General features: G+C 36.4%; 21 protein-coding genes and 3 pseudogenes. 5 read left to right on the forward strand and 19 right to left on the reverse strand.

The features are described 5' to 3' along the window. Nucleotides 1-49: 49 nt before the first annotated feature. Nucleotides 50-508, forward strand: a complete 459-nt coding sequence (locus H4683_RS13025) for a YusW family protein (protein WP_192599256.1) — start codon at nucleotides 50-52, stop codon at nucleotides 506-508. Between the two features lie 92 nt (nucleotides 509-600). Here the strand turns inward: H4683_RS13025 and H4683_RS13030 are convergent, their stop codons facing one another. The 3 genes from H4683_RS13030 to H4683_RS13040 all read right to left on the reverse strand — a co-directional run bounded on the left by H4683_RS13030 (nucleotide 601) and on the right by H4683_RS13040 (nucleotide 2,877). Beyond that, nucleotides 601-1,353, reverse strand: a complete 753-nt coding sequence (locus H4683_RS13030; RefSeq protein WP_192599257.1) for a tetratricopeptide repeat protein — start codon at nucleotides 1,351-1,353, stop codon at nucleotides 601-603. A 66-nt stretch (nucleotides 1,354-1,419) separates the two neighbouring features. Beyond that, the gene (locus H4683_RS13035) at nucleotides 1,420-2,295 is read right to left on the reverse strand and encodes a DMT family transporter (RefSeq protein ID WP_192599258.1); all 876 of its coding nucleotides are present in this window, start codon (nucleotides 2,293-2,295) and stop codon (nucleotides 1,420-1,422) included. A 264-nt stretch (nucleotides 2,296-2,559) separates the two neighbouring features. Next, nucleotides 2,560-2,877, reverse strand: a complete 318-nt coding sequence (locus H4683_RS13040) for a hypothetical protein (protein ID WP_192599259.1) — start codon at nucleotides 2,875-2,877, stop codon at nucleotides 2,560-2,562. A gap of 28 nt (nucleotides 2,878-2,905) precedes the next feature. On the opposite strand from H4683_RS13040, the gene H4683_RS22185 reads away from it, so the two are divergent. Beyond that, nucleotides 2,906-3,316: a P1 family peptidase gene (locus tag H4683_RS22185; protein WP_225942084.1), complete on the forward strand. Its 411-nt coding sequence runs from the start codon at nucleotides 2,906-2,908 to the stop codon at nucleotides 3,314-3,316. On the opposite strand, the gene H4683_RS13050 is transcribed toward H4683_RS22185, so the two are convergent. The 5 genes from H4683_RS13050 to H4683_RS13070 all read right to left on the reverse strand — a co-directional run bounded on the left by H4683_RS13050 (nucleotide 3,220) and on the right by H4683_RS13070 (nucleotide 6,412). Continuing rightward, nucleotides 3,220-3,837: a hypothetical protein gene (locus H4683_RS13050; protein WP_192599260.1), complete on the reverse strand. Its 618-nt coding sequence runs from the start codon at nucleotides 3,835-3,837 to the stop codon at nucleotides 3,220-3,222. The two genes, H4683_RS22185 and H4683_RS13050, sit on opposite strands and share 97 nt — an antisense overlap. Before the next feature lie 154 nt (nucleotides 3,838-3,991). Beyond that, nucleotides 3,992-4,135 (reverse strand): hypothetical protein, encoded by a 144-nt coding sequence (locus H4683_RS13055; protein WP_192599261.1) that lies wholly within the window; start codon nucleotides 4,133-4,135, stop codon nucleotides 3,992-3,994. A gap of 123 nt (nucleotides 4,136-4,258) precedes the next feature. Next, a complete protein-coding gene (locus tag H4683_RS13060; protein ID WP_192599262.1) occupies nucleotides 4,259-4,780 on the reverse strand; it encodes a 5' nucleotidase, NT5C type in 522 nt (173 codons plus the stop codon). A 310-nt stretch (nucleotides 4,781-5,090) separates the two neighbouring features. After that, the gene (locus H4683_RS13065) at nucleotides 5,091-5,408 is read right to left on the reverse strand and encodes a hypothetical protein (protein WP_192599263.1); all 318 of its coding nucleotides are present in this window, start codon (nucleotides 5,406-5,408) and stop codon (nucleotides 5,091-5,093) included. Between the two features lie 137 nt (nucleotides 5,409-5,545). After that, the gene (locus tag H4683_RS13070) at nucleotides 5,546-6,412 is read right to left on the reverse strand and encodes an aminoglycoside phosphotransferase family protein (RefSeq protein ID WP_192599264.1); all 867 of its coding nucleotides are present in this window, start codon (nucleotides 6,410-6,412) and stop codon (nucleotides 5,546-5,548) included. A 380-nt stretch (nucleotides 6,413-6,792) separates the two neighbouring features. On the opposite strand from H4683_RS13070, the gene H4683_RS13075 reads away from it, so the two are divergent. Beyond that, complete coding sequence (locus H4683_RS13075) at nucleotides 6,793-7,599, forward strand: hypothetical protein (RefSeq protein ID WP_192599265.1); 807 nt, start codon at nucleotides 6,793-6,795, stop codon at nucleotides 7,597-7,599. Continuing rightward, nucleotides 7,592-8,011, forward strand: coding sequence for a hypothetical protein (locus H4683_RS13080; protein WP_192599266.1), 420 nt, complete (start codon nucleotides 7,592-7,594; stop codon nucleotides 8,009-8,011). The genes H4683_RS13075 and H4683_RS13080 overlap by 8 nt, the downstream gene beginning before the upstream one ends. A 646-nt stretch (nucleotides 8,012-8,657) precedes the next feature. Here the strand turns inward: H4683_RS13080 and H4683_RS13085 are convergent. The 8 genes and pseudogenes from H4683_RS13085 to H4683_RS13120 form a co-directional block, all read right to left on the reverse strand. Continuing rightward, nucleotides 8,658-9,170: a GNAT family N-acetyltransferase gene (locus H4683_RS13085; RefSeq protein ID WP_192599267.1), complete on the reverse strand. Its 513-nt coding sequence runs from the start codon at nucleotides 9,168-9,170 to the stop codon at nucleotides 8,658-8,660. Nucleotides 9,171-9,320: 150 nt separating this feature from the next. Next, nucleotides 9,321-10,151 (reverse strand): GNAT family N-acetyltransferase, encoded by an 831-nt coding sequence (locus H4683_RS13090; RefSeq protein WP_192599268.1) that lies wholly within the window; start codon nucleotides 10,149-10,151, stop codon nucleotides 9,321-9,323. A 598-nt stretch (nucleotides 10,152-10,749) separates the two neighbouring features. Continuing rightward, nucleotides 10,750-11,523, reverse strand: coding sequence for a nucleotidyltransferase domain-containing protein (locus H4683_RS13095; protein ID WP_192599269.1), 774 nt, complete (start codon nucleotides 11,521-11,523; stop codon nucleotides 10,750-10,752). A gap of 140 nt (nucleotides 11,524-11,663) precedes the next feature. Next, nucleotides 11,664-11,993 (reverse strand): helix-turn-helix domain-containing protein, encoded by a 330-nt coding sequence (locus tag H4683_RS13100; protein WP_192599270.1) that lies wholly within the window; start codon nucleotides 11,991-11,993, stop codon nucleotides 11,664-11,666. 341 nt (nucleotides 11,994-12,334) lie between these two features. Beyond that, complete coding sequence (locus H4683_RS13105; protein WP_192599271.1) at nucleotides 12,335-12,580, reverse strand: type 1 glutamine amidotransferase family protein; 246 nt, start codon at nucleotides 12,578-12,580, stop codon at nucleotides 12,335-12,337. A 128-nt stretch (nucleotides 12,581-12,708) separates the two neighbouring features. Then, on the reverse strand, nucleotides 12,709-13,788 hold the full coding sequence (locus tag H4683_RS13110; protein WP_192599272.1) for an RNA-guided endonuclease TnpB family protein: 1,080 nt from the start codon (nucleotides 13,786-13,788) through the stop codon (nucleotides 12,709-12,711). Nucleotides 13,789-14,006: 218 nt separating this feature from the next. Continuing rightward, nucleotides 14,007-14,153 (reverse strand): annotated as a pseudogene (locus H4683_RS13115) (Type 1 glutamine amidotransferase-like domain-containing protein); the annotation flags it as partial. 128 nt (nucleotides 14,154-14,281) lie between these two features. Next, a pseudogene (locus H4683_RS13120) lies at nucleotides 14,282-14,657 on the reverse strand (PH domain-containing protein). A 232-nt stretch (nucleotides 14,658-14,889) separates the two neighbouring features. Between H4683_RS13120 and H4683_RS13125 the strand changes: the two are divergent. Beyond that, complete coding sequence (locus H4683_RS13125; protein ID WP_192599273.1) at nucleotides 14,890-15,276, forward strand: OsmC family protein; 387 nt, start codon at nucleotides 14,890-14,892, stop codon at nucleotides 15,274-15,276. Between the two features lie 292 nt (nucleotides 15,277-15,568). Here the strand turns inward: H4683_RS13125 and H4683_RS13130 are convergent, their stop codons facing one another. From H4683_RS13130 to H4683_RS21430, 3 genes and pseudogenes are all read right to left on the reverse strand, one after another. Then, on the reverse strand, nucleotides 15,569-15,982 hold the full coding sequence (locus H4683_RS13130) for a DUF5412 family protein (RefSeq protein WP_192599274.1): 414 nt from the start codon (nucleotides 15,980-15,982) through the stop codon (nucleotides 15,569-15,571). Between the two features lie 231 nt (nucleotides 15,983-16,213). After that, entirely contained in the window at nucleotides 16,214-16,717 is a 504-nt protein-coding gene (locus tag H4683_RS13135; RefSeq protein WP_192599275.1) for a GNAT family N-acetyltransferase, read from the reverse strand. Nucleotides 16,718-16,977: 260 nt separating this feature from the next. Next, nucleotides 16,978-17,109 (reverse strand): annotated as a pseudogene (locus H4683_RS21430) (GNAT family N-acetyltransferase); the annotation flags it as partial. Between the last annotated feature and the right edge of the window lie 98 nt (nucleotides 17,110-17,207).

Consider the following 17,207-nt stretch of genomic DNA (forward strand, 5'->3'; position numbering starts at 1 on the left):
GAGACCAAGGCTTGGAGGAATTATAATTGAAGTATCTGGGGATGAAAGGGTGAGCGAATTGACAAACAAGCGACAGTTGTTGATGATTACGGCGCTGTCATTTTTATTGATTATTGGGGCATGTAGTGATAAAAACAAAGTGACTACAATGCCTTCAGAAACAACTACATCTAAAAAGTCACTAGGAAGCACATACGGGTTCACATCCTTAAATTTGACTATCGATACAAAAGAGATGACTGAAGCACTGATTGCAAACTACGATGAAAAACGAGCCAAAACAGAAGCAATGTACCAAAACAAAATTGAAGATCTCTACTTGCACGGCAACAAAGCAATGGAAAAACTCGATTCGATTTTTAACGATTTCCCCTTAGAACCTGACATGGATGAAGAAGACCTGATTAAGAAAGCCTCTGAGTCATTTGACATTGTCGATTATAAAAAATTGAAATTGGAAATCAAATTTAAAGGGCATGAAAAGAAAAAAATGTTGCTGACAAAATAGACGGTATCTCCTGACACTAAAACAATCGTATTAATTGAAACAAACATAATTGTTTCAATTAACACGATTGAATACCGTGATTCAGCGGCCTGTTACCAGTCCCGCCACTCTTCGGTTACGTCTTCATTAGTAGGATACCCTGCAAGATTAGCCGCCCTAATGATAAATTCGCATAAGTTCTCCCGCTCTCCTGTTTCGATTAACTCATAACCACACCGGCCGTTTATTGTGTTTAACTGTCCTACAACGGATTTCACACACGCCATAATTTCATCCTCGCCACCACAAACAGATAATCTGTCAATAAAGTTGTCTAAAATAAACCCACAACAATCTACATCCTCGTCCATATAAGGTTGATTGAAATCTTCCTCGTCATCGTCATCCTCTGGCGTAATGTAACTCCTCATTGAGTCCAAAATTTTTTCTTCTTTGCAAGCTTTAAATTCTTGAAGGTCACTCGGAAACGAAGATTCTTCTACATGTACATCTCTATTATTAAAATGGAGGCAAGACTTTAAAAGGACCAAAGCAACTTCATCTATTGGATTGAGATCTATTGTCCGCTCAAACGCTTTTACTGCTTCTTCATGCTGTCCAAGGTAATAATAGGCATATCCCATTCGAAAGTGCCAAAGTGAATCGTCCTTTCCTTGTTCTTGAATAGATAAAAGCTGTTGAATCGCTTCCTTATAATGGTCTTCGTTATTCAAAGCTCTTGCCAAATGAGAAACTAAATCGTAATCCCTATCCGATTTGGGTATCTCTGAAATTCGATCTATAATTTTCTCGTATTCACCATCTTCGTGCCAGAGAATAAGCTGTTTGAAAAGGTCTTTGTCCATTGTGGTTTCCTCTTTTTTTTATTGATTAAAACAGTAATTCTAAGCGAGCAAAAAATCCACAGTTCTTCAGGTTGTCCCTTTCTTCCTCTTCAAAAAACCAAACTTTGTTTCGGATATGATAATTGCAATGAGGATAAGAACTGCGCCGATTATCATTTTCATTGTCATGACCTCACTTAAAATCAACACCGAAAATGCCATTCCCCAAAAAGCTTCTGTCGAAAGGATAATAGCTGCCTTGGTTTCTGTAATAAATTTCTGTGCAACAGTTTGCAATAAATACGCGATTGTTGTTGAAAAAATCCCGAGATAAATGAGTGGGAGCAGCCCTTCCGATTGGAAAGTAAAAGTTGTTTCTCCTCTGAATAGGACTACGATACAGCTGATAATCGCAGCTATTGTCAGTTGAATAATCGTAAGAAGAATTGGGTCCTCGTCTTTAACAAATTTGGCTGTGTAAAAGATATGGAACGCAAACCCAACTGCACAGCTTAAGGTCAGCAAATCCCCGCTATTGATTTCAGACGACAATTTTAATGATAAAACTGCTACGCCAATCAAGGCCGTTACAGCTCCAATTAATTCAAACAGGTCGATTTTTCTCTTGTACATCAAAAATCCAATGAAAGGAACAATCACAACATTTACCGCAGTCAAGAACGCATTTTTTGAAGGTGTCGTATATTGCAGTCCAACTGTTTGAAGAACAAAGGCAATATAGAGGATGAATCCCAATATCGCCCCTTTAATAAGTGTACTTTTCTTTAGTTTCTTTAGTTTTTTATAAAATAAAATACCTAAAATAACTGCACCGATTACGAATCTTCCCGCCAAAATCTGATAAGGTGTGTAGTGTTCTAATGACATTGCACTCGCAACAAATCCACTTCCCCATATAATTGCCGTAATGATTAACCCTATTTCACCACTATATTTCCGCATTTGATTTCCGCCGTCCTTATTAATAGCATTCATCTAGTGTACCAAATCGGATAGTAGAATCACAGACTGTGATTTCAACTAAAATAATTATGTTATTTTTAACAAACTTGATTGTTTAAGCCTTCTCAACTGAATGCGTAACTGCCACTGCAGACCAGGGGAAATGAATAAAAGTAAAAACACCGATTTCAACAATTCTCTTTGTTGGAATCGATTTTGAGATTACCTCAATACTCTTCATAAAGGTATTCATCGAAGTTACCTTTACGATTTATCATTTTCCAATCGTTCTACAAGTCTTTCTAATAGTGTACCAAGCATTTCAACATTTGAATTCATTGCATTATTTTGTGATTCTTCTTTTTTTAATTCATCAATTTGACTTTGCAATTTTTCAAGTTCTTGTTGCTGTTGCGCATCGGAAATCCGCCCCTCTTCTATTGAGATTACGCTGCCAATCGTTTGTAAGGCATCGCCGAATGTGGATATGGCCGAACCCCAAAGCGAAATTTGTGCACCCCTATCTAGGGAATTATTCTTATTTGACGTTTCATGGTTTTCGAACTGGTTGTTTTTCCACAAAGCAATCGCTCCTCTACCCATTTTCCCCATGATTAATTACAGCTTATTGAATAGTATATGTTTGAATATATACTTGGGGAACTTTGAACCTCCCACGACTGAAGTCACGGGATTCTATCGTCTAAAAGACACTAAAACCCCGCATAGACCTACGGCCGGCTTCTTTATTGTCATTATCGGAACAGATATCCCGATGCAGCCACATCAGCTTAAACGTGTTCCCAAGCGAGCGACCATTGGAATTGGAAGAAATGGTAGCCCTATGGAAGCGGTTCGGGTGATATCTTCCTGGCATTTTCAACTGCCAATGAAATGGAGATTCCCGCCTTGTCGGATGAGAATTCAAACCAAAATATCCAATTCTCGCAGAGCATCCTGTGCATTCCTACTAGGATTCAAAGATTGGATTACCGCTTCCTCAATTGTAGATCCATCGTAGATTTTCTTTATCACTTCTATTGAAATTGGTATATCATAGTAGTCTTGTGCCCACTCCACATAATCTTCCGGTGTTTTCACTATCATACTTAGTAAAAATTCAGAGCCATCTTCCTCATCTTTGGGAATTTGCACGTCACCTTTCCTCCACGTTGTATCATTGATTTCACGCCAAATACAAAAAGTCACATCTTCTTTTTCAAACGCTTCATCATCGAGCAAAGCCAATAAAGAAGCCGGAGTTTGGTCATAAATACTGGGAAACACTTCATCTTCCTCCCTTGCATACGGGCTTAATCCAGATTCGTGATCGAAACCTTTCATAATCACTCCCTCTGAGGCAAACAAAATAAATAGATTATCCCCAGAACCATTATCAATAGTGGCTAATGAAACATTCGGTGCCCATTGCGAATCAAAATTGTAATAGCGAAGCCAGTCTTCTTCACAAAAAATTATGTCCAAAGCAGCCAAAGTGAGCATCCTTTTTTTCAATTCATCTGGTTCTACTAATGATTTCATGTCTATCCTCTTTTCCTACATATTCATATGTATTTATTTTGATAACGGTGCTGTCACTAAATCATTCATGTTAATCCGAACAAACATGATTGTTTAGTCTCTGATAATTCAATAACTGCCGTCTGTGGGGATGCCTACACTTTCTCCAATTCATCTAAAAAGACCGGCCGTTTACTTCAGCTTGCCAATTCGTATCGGTTATTGCGAATAAATCCACGACATGCCCATGCCTGAAATATTCACGTCCACGTTGCAAAATAATAGCTAAAATTTTATTTTCGAAATTCTTTAAGTTCATATAGGTCACCTGCTTTATTTTCATTGTACTTATTTTCTCATTTTGAAACCTATATGTGAAAGTTGTTAGGTACTAATTGTATACATTTCTCCGTGGTGTTTGCCTGCGAGTAGTTCCAACTTATCACAAAAAACACTCCGCAACCTCTTGCCAATTGTTGAGTCGAGTATAGCCGGTTACATCGCGATTATGTGGCGCTGTAAAAAGCATACCTTTTCCTTTGAATGTAGCTAGATTACTTGGTGTATCGTCAATTAAATAATCTGCATGAATAATGCTTTTATCCCCGCAAAAAACAAAATTATTTTCATTCAAAAAGCCAAAATTCTTTTTTAACCATTGATATTTCGGGGCTAAAGATACCGGAAATTCCATTGCAGCCGTTACAATATAAATGTCATAATGAACACTTAGCTTTTGTATAACTTCTTGACTATCTTTGATCACTTTTAACTCCAGAAAAAATGATTCATTCGCTAAATAATGATCCATCTTTTCTGCAAATCTGGCATCTAAATCGACTAACATTTTACCTTGCAAATCTTCAGTTGTGTAATTCTTGTTGAATTCCTTATTGAATAGTTCTAGACAGCTCGTACTGAAATGTGACAATACCTCATCCATATCAATTGCAATTCGCTTCAATTCAATGTCCCCTTTTCGGATATAATCTGTAACCGTCTGCCTTACTCTATACATCTGTTTATTCAGTATAATAGAAAGTACGTACGATTATATGCGGAATTACTTGATTACAGCCATAAAAATGTACCACTTCTGTCATCATTTTTACCAGTAATTATCACAATATTCACCACTTGTTGCCAGTTTTTTTACCAATGGGGAAATATTTTAAATAATGGAGGGTTAAAAAAAGCCTAATTCATCTTTCTTTTTAGCGAGGAATCAGGCTTTTGATCTTCTGCAATCGCACCGGTTTCAGGAAGATAGCTGATTATGAATGATTGTTTCCTTTCTTGCTATAAATTTCGTAAGCAAAGTATCCAAATAAATAGCCTATTCCAGCTCCTAAACTAACCGTAGATAGTAGAGAGATTTGGAAAAAAACGCTCAAAGTTACACCGATAGCACAACCAAAAAGCATTCCCATTGGTATTAAACTATCTAATAAATCTTGAGCGCCTTTTGATTTTTTCTTACCTAGATTTCCTTGGTTTTGGTTTTGGTTATATTTATGTTCAAGCCTTTTAATTACAAGTACTACAATTACTCCCGCTATTACAACAGGTGCAATCCCCATGACAAACCCCATGTTAAAACCCCCTTTCACTTTTTAATCAGATCATACCTGCTACTTAAAATTTTATTCCGATAATTGGCCCGAATATTGAAGACAGTTCTTATTGAAAATCAATCAAATTAGTACCACAAGTATAACATTTACGCATTTTATATAGTAAACTCAAATTCTTTTAAGAATGGATTTTTTGTTATTAAACTTTTTACCCTCTCTATTATGTTAGGCCCTTTGGGTGTACCGCCGCTTCTATTAAGCAAGATCCATCTGAGACAAGCCAATGCTTCAAAAGCTTCAAGATCTTTCTGCTGAACATGATTCTCCAATAGATAAGCGGAACGAAACACATATGCATACCGCTCTGAGACGTATATTTTTATCAGAATAAGTGACCACGCAAAATCATATCTGGGATCCCCCAATTGTCCGTTCGTCCAATCTATTACGGTATATCGATTATTTTTCTCCAAAATGTTTCTTAAATGGAAATCGCCATGAATAATACGTTCTTGCTTTATTTGAGTTATTTGAACAAGAGAAATCAGTGCATTATTTATGTCATAGTATTCTCCTACACCAGGAAAAAAATAGTCGATGAAATCGGACTTTAGAAGGTGTATATTTCCAATCTCTTTAACGTGAACTTTATGTATTTCCGACAAGATGTTCGCAATTACTGTCATTTTCTTTTCATCCACTTCAAGAACTGGCATTCCGTCAAATGTTGTTAACAACACCTTCTCTCCGTGTGGATTTATACCCCACCCCATTGGTTTAGAGACTGACAATCCTCTTTCAAATAGGACATTCAATAAACGATATTGGAGACTAACATCAGGTTTGGAATTCTTATTCCATACTTTCAATACAAAAATATCTTTATCTGAACATATTTTCATGACCTCAGCTTCAAATCCTTGATCCATTGGATGAGTGGTTAAGATGGCTTCTTGATTTAATAAATCATCCATAATTCCATCTTTTTCTACCCAATCCACGATACCTATAGGGTTTCCCATGAATGTTCTTCCTTCCGTATGGTTATTCATATTCTCTTCTTAATCGGATGTATAAATTGACCTTACATTTCCTTTACTTATCCTGAGCACGGACCATCGTCGGCATCATACTCAACATTCGGCAACCATTGGGTTAGTGACAGTCACTAAAACAACCATGTTAATTAATAAAAATGATTGTTTTAAATTCGCTGATTAAAAGAGTGGCCATCACTACAGACTAACTATGAGTTCTACTGCTCGTAATTAAAATACCGTAATTAAAATCCTTGCTAAGTTCAAGTAATGCTATTTTTCATAATCTATCTTTACAAATCGAAATCATACTTGAAGACAGATACTGTATACTAGAAGAAACTTGAAAAAACGGATGTGATTCAATGGAAACGATACGAATACCTGTCGGAGCCGAGGCGATTATCAGCACTTCAAGTAAAGGTGATCAGTCTAAATGGCGGATTGGCGATAAATGGATAAAAAAGAACGCACGCAGCTACGAAAACACAGCTGAAAGCGTAGCATCACTTATTTTACAAAGCACAACACGCTCCCCTTCTCAATATGTGACATACACACCCTGTATCATTGAAGAAGCAAATGGTGAACTATCAGAAGGTTGCTATTCACTTGATTTTCGTGGAACGCAGCAAGAAGTGACACTTGAACGACTGCATGAAGCAAACTTTACAACAACTGATTCCATAGTAAATAACACACGTCTTTCGACAGTAGAAAAGTTCAACGCCATCATAGAACAAATCCATGGATTTACAGGACTAGATATTACAGATGGGATTGCCCGAATGCTTGCGTTTGATGCGTTTATTTTGAATGAAGATCGTCATACAAATAATATTTTATTTCTATATAATCCACCTACAAAAACGTGGGAACTTGCACCGATTTTTGATAATGGCTTGAGTTTACTTTCTGATATAAAAGACTATCCCTTAGGTAAACCGATAAGTGTGCTAAAACGTTTAGTACGTGCGAAGCCTTTTAATTCATCATTTTCAAAGCAACTTGCACTTTATAAAGGAAAGCCGTTCATCAATAAAGATTTACTTTTACAAAATATTGATAACGCCAATTTTGAAATGGGACGTGCCAAGGATGTTCTGCTTTCACAGCTACGAGACCCGCAGTTTAATCACCTTATCATCGAAGGATGTGACATTGATGATTGATTACATGAAGTTCAATGTGATGTGGATGAATGACGTCATTGCAACTGTCGATTTAAAGCCAAAAAACGGCGGCACCCCTTATGTTATTAATTATATTGACGATTTTAATAAACAGTTTTCACCGAATATGGAGGGGCATATTACACTTGAAGAGCTAGAACGTTGGCTAAAATGGCGTACCTTTCCCCCTACACGTGTGAATGCTGATGAATTACTTACGGCGCTTGAATTGAATGCATACAACCGCTGGGGAATTGTTCGCAAAACACATGGGGTTATGGCAGATGATGAAATTTGGCTACGTTTTAAAGGGGAAGAGCATCTACGACACCAAGATGTTTGCTTACGTAAGGATTTATATTATCCTGAGTTGGAGGAGTTGTTTGATGAGTTATTTGGTGACAGTCACTAAAACAATCTATTTTATACATCTGTTTATTCAGTATAACAGAAGGTACGTACGGTTTATAGGTGGGATCTTGAAATTATTCCACCACACCTATATCATAATCACAGGAAATAAAAAGGCTCTATCCTTCTTTGGATTTTATTATCGTCTAGTGGCAATTGACTTCCTTGAAATGCAAATCTTTGAATTGTATAATAAACGTAGGTATTGAATAAACTAAAAAATACCCCCGATTTCTGAGGTCGGGTGGACAGTACAATAGTAGGTCCCTTCAAGGGGTCGGCCATTTGATAAGAGTAACCCATCTGAGCTATGCACTCAAGAATGGGTTGTTTTTGGTTAAACGACAGCATCAACATAGCAAACGTTGCAAAAGCGATTGCGAACATTAACGATTCGAAAACTGACATCAGCACCACCCCAGACCCGTACGATACTGATTACGACCATAAAAACATACCACTTCTGTCATGTTTTTTACCGGTGATTGCCACAATATTCACCATTTGTTGCCACCGTATTTACATCGTTAAGAACTCTGGAAGATAAAAAGTGCTAATTTTTCATTGTTTTATTAGGAAGTTAGCCTTTCGTTATTAAGCAATATGGCTTTTGTCTAAGAATTAAAGACTTGAAAATTCTTTATAGTTCATTTGAACTCCTCCTCTAAAATAGCGTAATAATATTCATCCCACCATTCATTACCTTTTGGAATACATTTTTTAAAAAAGCCTTCCCTTCTCATTCTAATCTTCTCCATAACTCGGTATGATGGAATATTCTCAGGCTGACAAGTGGCTATAATCCTATGTAAGTTCATTTCTTTAAAACCATATCCCAAGATGGCTCGTGCTGCTTCAGAAGCATACCCTTTTTTTTGATACTTAGGATTAAAAACCCACCCAATTTCATAAGTATGCTCACCAAAATACTTATGAAAAATGATATGCCCTATAATAATATTTCCATCTAATAATACTACAGGAAATTTTTCAGCATTATTACCTTTATTTTTTTTTACAAATTCTTTTGCATCTTTTTCAGTAAAAACCTCTTCAGGCATATACTCCATAACATTAATGTCTGACGTATACTCATATACAGCTTGCCAATCTTTAAGTTCAAACTCTCGTATCAATAGCCTTTTTGTTTTTATATCCATTACACAAACTCCCATCAAAAATACTTCCCTTTATCTATTCGATATTATGACAACAATAACCTCTGAAAATACTAATTCTACAATATGGCCCTATTACTGAACAGGCACAGATCCTTACTCTGAAAATGCGCCCATTAGTTGAAGTAAAAATTACTCAAACTTAAAGTCATATCCTATATAGTTAAATAAATTTCTAAATCCTATATTCTCTGCAACCGCAATTGAAGGCTTATTAGACTCCATACAATCCCAATACGGAACAAGATTATTTTCCAAACAATTTTCCACAAAAGTTATGGCTACTTTTTGTGCTAACTTTTTACCTTGATGCTCTTCCAAGGTTTCAATATCAATACAATGTACATTATCAACTACAAAACCTGAGAAACAGACACTTACAATTTTATTTTTACAAACTACACCGTAACCAACGCCTTCATTAAAGAACCTCTCGGGTGAAGACCAGCACTCTAATATTTTGGAATGTAAAAACTCAATATTTTCAATTGATTTATCACTGTTTTTAAAAAGTATTTCACTAATTTCGACAATATTATATCCTTCTTCAATAGCAAGTTCGAAGTTGCCTTTATAATCGTTTTTTTGTAACGTATAAACCCTCTGATTCCAACTTCCTAAATTGCGGTTTTCAAATACCTTTTTAATAGTCTCATCCCACTTATTATGATTACCAATACCCTCAAACCAAGTTAATCCTACCTTCCTTGCTTCTGGAATGATTACTGTATCAATAAAATGATTTAATTCGGTATTGAACACTTCGTTTCTTTCATCTCCAATAAATAAAAAACCGTCGTTATTACCTAACCAGATAAATCCCGAAGCAGGAGATTCAATATCATCTACAAAAATACGACCAGGATTTACTCCTTCGACTACTGCTTTAATTTCTAATTGACCTTGCTCATATAACAAATCACTACATCTGTAGAATTCAGACTTTTTTAATTCTGATATCATTATTTACCTCCTTATCTATCCAAAATTAATTAATTTAGGAATATTTTATTTTTTTAACAATCCTACTTTGTTAGTTTAAGTACATCCCTTCACAATCTCTTCACTATACAACCTAACCTGTTCTTCGACAATCTGGCCAGTTTGCGGAAGACTGCTTTTATTGAAAATCAATCAAATTTTCAGAACAATTATTACAGTTTGATTCCAAAAACTATGGGTTTATAGTTTTGATCTTCCAGAAGATATGAAGTGGTAAACAGTCTGTCATTCATTGGTACATTTTTTGTCGTCCAATGGTAAAAACTATATCAAGGATGATACATTTCATTAGCTGTAATCAGATGCGAATCATGCATCCATTGCCGCAGGACGCGGCGAACTTAGAATGCCTTTCCCTTGAATTCGGGAGTGTGCCAACCATCCTTGAGTCACCTATTCTATTGTCCTACCATTATACCATACAAACATTATTTTAATCCATTATTTAAAGTATTCTGTGTAATAAGATCCTACTGAATAAACGCCATGTTAGTTAACATCAAGTATTCAGCCTACCTTCATAACTGGATTAGCATTCCGTTCCTTCACCTTAATGATGTCACCAGGTTCGGAGTGTCTCACGGAAGAGGTCGTCCAATTCACCATCTATATTTATGACAGTGGGTTTGATTTCTTTGGCTCGTTTCTCCAGCTGTTCAAACTGGACTCCAATAAAATTATGCACACAATCTATTTTCGACTCAAGATCCAGTTCCTCTCCAGCCTTTTTCCTTGCTACTAGCATCTCTATCTCACCGAACATTTCCCCTTTAGGGACGAGTTCCTGTACTAATTGATCAAATGACATTGGCGGCATCGTGAGGTAACGGTCAATCCACTGCGCTGCCAAAATCGGTCGCAGCACATAGAAGTACTTTTTAATTTTCACTTGCTCTCCTTTAAGATATAACCGTTCGGTACTCTTCGCCATGCTTAAGTAATGATACATACAAGCTTTTGGTGAAAATGAGTCGTGAGCTAAATCTCGTAATCGTTGAGCAATCGGGTAACGTTCATCATAGATGATCGGTGATTGCAACCATTCTAATAGAGAGGGGTTCGATTTACGAAGGAGTTGTAACGCCTTGCGCAAATCCCATCCACTAACATCCAGTAGATCATTAATCGGTCGTTCAATAACATCTGGCCGATCAAAAATAGAGATATACCAATCCGTTGGGTGGATATAAAGAAACCGGACATCATAATCACTATCGGCAGAAGGAAAACCCCACGCCCTGCTTCCCGATTCACACGCATATAAAATCTTCACAGTCTCAAGTTGTTCTATTTCTTTCAATTCATTCGATATATTGTCGCGCATAGGACTCATCCTCCTTCTTTATTGCAGATGTCCCGATTCTTCAGTTCAGCATTTCACAGAACACAAACCTACTTATTAAATGAGTGACTGTCACTGTACAATAGCCTTACACGAATTGAATTAACTTTCTTCACCATGGATTCAATGATTTATCGTGCATTACTAGAACTCTCTTGAACAGAACCAAACACAATATCGAAATCCGTTATACCGCCAAGTGCTGAAAGAATCTTATTATACGTATCGCTGCCGAAATTCCCCTCACCACACTCCACTTTGGATACCGTTGCTTGTGTAATTAAATCACCGCGTTGTTTAATTAACTCAACAAGGCGCTCCTGTGTTAATCCTAAATCTATTCTCCGTTTCAGAATTTTATTGCCGAACTGAACTTCCAAACTTTCCATATGCTCTTTTATGCCAGGAACTTGGTCTAATAAGTCCATTAGTTCATCAAACTTTTTATTATGCTTTTCCAAATTTACTCACCTCTGATTATAAATTTTTGTGGATTTTTTAGAAACTCTATATAAAGCTGTTCGCTTTCTTGAATCGCAACCTTTAATTCCGGTGGATTGCTTATGCCCTTCTTCAATAATGACCTTGTGAAAACCAACTGTTGTTTTCCCTCGAAAAGCCCCAGGTCTACTTCGATTAACTCGAAACTCCATTAACGGTTTATCGCAAATAAGTGGTTTTAACAAATTGAAAGTACGAGGATTTCCGTCTTCTTCAAAGCCCACCATAATAAGTTTCTTATTAGATGGTACGCCATATTTCCTTTAAATTCAGGATATATACTAGGATTGCGCCGATATACTTAACAAGAACCTAAAAACTCTACTCGAAGTTCTTTCTCTATTATCATTTCATCGAAAAAAACTTCATACGCCTTGGCATTCTGTCGTGAACTAACGATTTCACTAATTTCTTCTTCAATGTAATGAACAGCAACACCATCATCCACCGCAATACCAGATTGTAAATTCTTAGATGCAATTAGCTTATGATAAGCGGGTCTTCGCTCTAATTCCCCGTCTTGAGACTCCCACGACTGAAGTCGCAAGCCCTAATCCTTGTGGATTAACGGGTGGGATTCTTGAATGACTAAACGTTCGCAGTCCATTTCTGTTTTGAACAGCCTTCAAAATAAGGGCATCTCATTGCCCCTCCTAAGACAGTGCATTTAGCATCTTAGGCTGATTGACTTTTACCATCAATCACAGTTGCGTAGCGAATATTCATCGCCCCAACGATATCTCGATGTTTCTCAAACCCGCATTGACACGTGTAGTTTCGATCTTTTACCTTGTTCTTTTTAGAGCATTTTGGACATGTCTGACTTGTATAAGCAGGATTTACATATTCGACCTTAATACCAGCTAATGTAGCTTTGTATTCGATGAATTGCGCTAAACGATAGAATGACCATGTGTGTAGATTTTTTTGGTTTTTACGGCTTGTACGTGCCGTCTGCCTGATATTCGTTAGTTGTTCTAATCGAATGACAGAGACTGTATTGGCGGTTGCAAAATCCACGATTTCACGACTTACTTTATGGTCTTGATTTTGCATCCATCTTTGTTCTTTATCATTAAGTTGGCGAATGGCATTCACTTTCTTTTGTTTCCCTAACTTTTTTCGGATACTACGAAATTTACGTTTCATATAGTTGTTTAGTCTCCCGTTCCCAAAGAAGCGTGCCTTGTCATCGTCTGTGATGACCAAGGCAGGTACTTTCAGACCTAAATCCACACCTAAAATCTTTGAACCTGTCTTTTCTATTGTTGGAATTGTGATAGCGATTTGTGCTACCCACTTATGGGATTTCTTTGTGATGCGAAGTGTCCCTAACTTGTGCTTTAATAAGTCAAAATTTCGATTTTCTTTATCAATCAACAAAGCTCGAATCTTTAAGCGAGTTGACTTTCCATTCACCATAAATGGTATTGAAATGTGCGTGAAGTCAAATGAATAGTTTTGATTGTTCCACACACAAACAGGTTTCTTGAGAATCGGGATAATTTTGTAGTTGCTTTTCTTCACTTTTTTAGAAAAAATACTTTTAGCATCATTAATCGCTTGATTTTTCACCGCACTTGGAATATCGGCCTCAATATCTTTTGTACTTTTCTTAGTGTTGGCCTTTGCTTCAACCATTTCAGATACAAGTGTATTAATGATTTTTATATACGCACGGCTACTTTGTTCCAATAGTTGGATTTGCTCTTTTGTGGGTAGCAATTTAATTTTCACTGTGATTATTTGCGACACATGTTTCACCCCCTCTTTTTTTGACTTTCAACATATCATTTATCATATCTATAGTGTATCAATCATTAAAATAAACTCAACACAAATGATTGAAATATTCAGATCTTTTGGATACTTAAAGTACCACAAAGCCTTGCGGTTTTTAGTGGCACTCCGTATCCAACCTCACTTTCATCCCACCCCTATAAGGAGATGGGCTTTCTCGTTCGGAAAAGGCTGTAATTTTCAGAATCTCCGCTAGCAGTAGGGATAAAACAAATTTGCGGATTAGTTTTCTTTGCTTGTTTTAGAATATATAAATCTAGCAATGGATTATCTGGTTCCATTGAAAAACCTCCACCACCAAGAGCGATGATCTGTCTCATCTTATACTTCCTTTCTGAATAAAGTTATTTGATTGGTAATAATCTATAAGATATAGATCCACCTTTATAGAAAATACAGTCACTTGATTGAATGATCACCATTGACAAACGGTTCACAGAACACAAACCTACTTCAACACATATTCCGCCAGTACGCTCTGCACTTTATATATTCAAGGATTTATTGAACTTTTTCTGAATCGGAGCAGAACTTCCAGAAAGCCGTATTTTCAGCTCTGCATCTAAATCAAAGGTTCCAGCGGTTTCTATTGAGAAATGCACAATGCTTTTGTAGGGAATGGAATGATAGTCTATTTTCTTTCCAGTAACCCCTTGTTTATCAATCAATAAAAGACGCTGGTCCGTGAATACAATAAGATCCCGAATCAATTTATACGCATACTCGACCTTTTCAGAAGCTGTAAGTAAGTCCTTCAGTTCCTTTTGCACACTAGCTACATCTGTTTCGGATGCATTTCCTAATATTCCGTTAAATATGCTCACTGTTTTTCCTTGTAGTTGCTTACATTAAGGATGATGACATACACTAAAACAATCACGTTAATTAGAACAAAGGTGATTGTTTTAATTTTCACGATTGAATGAGTGACTGTCACCGTACAATCGATAAACCCATACCATTTAGATCTTAGAGATTTAAAACGAGTGACAGGCACCATCTAATCTGACTTTCATTCTAAATTCCTATATAATTCAATTACAGGAGGGGATAACTTTGAAATTTGAAATGAAGGAACATGGATTTGAAACAGAAACAGAGTTTGGAAAGCTGACTATTTCAGGCAATGAGGAATATGGGTTTAGGCCCTATCAACTGTTAGTTTCGTCATTAGCTGTTTGTAGTGGTGGTGTGATGCGAAATATCCTCGAAAAAATGCGGATGCCCGCAGAAAATATCACTATCGAAGTGAAAGAAGTACATCGTAATGCGGAGTTTGCCAATAGAGTTGAGAAATTGCACTTGCATTTCATTATAGAAGGTCATGCTATTGATGAATCGAAAATAAATAAAGTTTTCGAATTGACGAAGAAGAATTGTTCCATGGCACAGTCCGTCATTCATTCAATTGAACTTGTAGAAACGTATGAAGTTAGAAAATAATTGGCGTCTGTTGATTAACCACTTTCTGCATAAGGTACTGGTATGCTAGGCGCACAATTTTTCATTTGGACTAGTACGTTTCCAGCACGCTTTCGGCTAAAAATTATCACGATACCTTTACCAAGGGCATCCTGTTGCGATTTTTTGCCTGTCGCGTACCTACAACGTTCAAGTGAAAATACAGTTATGTTTGAAAGTAAAGACCATTGGTGAAAGATTCAGCGGCCAAAATTGTATCTTTGGCCGCTTCTCCCCAAGTAAGAAGCCAACTATTCTTTCTTCCCCAAAAGCTTTAGCACTTCGAGTACCTTTGCTTTTGGAAAGCGACGGATGAAGGACCTCCACTATAATAAACGGTCTCAATTTTATCTTTCTCATCAATAGCAGTAATTTCTACCCATAGATTGACGCCACCAGCGGCACCACCGTATGTCATATAATAAGCATTAGCTGTATATTGCTCTGTTGGGGAATTCACAGGTCCTATGTAAAACTCACCTTCAAGATTATCAAATGTAAAAAAATAGTTCATATATACAAATAGCCTTGAAAACACAATGGCACTTGTCAAAGATGCAACCAGTTGTTTTTGCGGGAATTGCTTCTTTTTAATAAAATAAATACATAATGCGACACAAAAAATAAAAAGTAGTAGTATTGTAATCAAAAGAGTTAAGAGTACAAACAAATTTAAATAAAGATTCATATTTACTCCTTTAGTTGACGAATTGACTTGTCCAACTAGGAATCTGTCTATTACTAGTACGAATGTTGAGACTGAAAAGTTCCACTAACTCAAAAAGTCGAATTCCTTAACATACAGGAAATCGACTTTTCTTTTCTTATCCATTCTCATTCTAGTAACGCCCTCGTTTATTGAACAAGGTTTCGCCATTATAAAATAATGACTTCTTTAATTTTTTTTAGCGAACTTCTTTCAGACAAATCTCCAAAAGTATAATTCATCTGTTTCTTTATACATTTCCGCCCCTGACTTTTCTAATACCCTGTGCGATGGAATATTATCTTTATCAGTATCAGCAATAACGTACATAACATCGGACTGATTTAACAACCAGTTTTTCATATTATTAATCGTTTCTGTCATATAGCCGTTACCTTGATATTCGGGAAGAGTATAGTAACCAATGACTACTTCACCATTTTCATTTGGAAGACCTTTTAACATTATTCCTCCAACATTACAGTTTTTATCTTTCGACACGATTAACCAATTGGTATACCATTCATAGTTTTTCTCATCAACTAACAACTTTGAAAGTCTTATTTCCATAGCTTGTTTAAGTTCTGGACTAAGAAATCTATCTGATCCGTTTAAAGATAACCTTAGTTCCATTTTCTTCGGGTTTTCAATTAGTAACTTCAGATCTTCCGCACTCAGAGGAATTAGTCTCAATCTTTCTGTGTTTAATTCAAACATTATTGCACCCCTATCATAATTTGTATGTCATTTTAAATAGACAAAAAACAAAATTCAAAATAGGTACATGTTATTGGCAGCTACTCCCATTACATTTAATCCAAAATAAAGGAGGCATCACACTTTGCAATCCATTATTAAAGGTTACTTAAGTTTATCATTCCAGAAGTCACCTGTAAACCTTCCAATAATCGTAAAGTTGTTGTTCTTCTTCAGATAACCTGCTTCGTTAGTTCAATTCTTTTTCAACTAGTATCAGGTTACCTCAATAAGGAATCCCAACTATAATAGACGAATGCCAACTGCTGATCGTTCATCTCAAACGTTTCATCACTCGTACCTATCTGTTCAAATCCATTTCTCTCCAAGACCTTTTGAGACGCAATATTATTGGTCCTGAATTATTCACCGAATATTTATAACGGGCTGTTAGCCCCTATCCAATAAGCTTTCTGGGTCTTTGCTTGTGCATGAAATAAATGAAAAAAGA

The sequence above is a fragment of the Sporosarcina limicola genome (genome assembly GCF_014873855.1).
Classification (GTDB): Bacteria; Bacillota; Bacilli; order Bacillales_A; family Planococcaceae; genus Sporosarcina; species Sporosarcina limicola.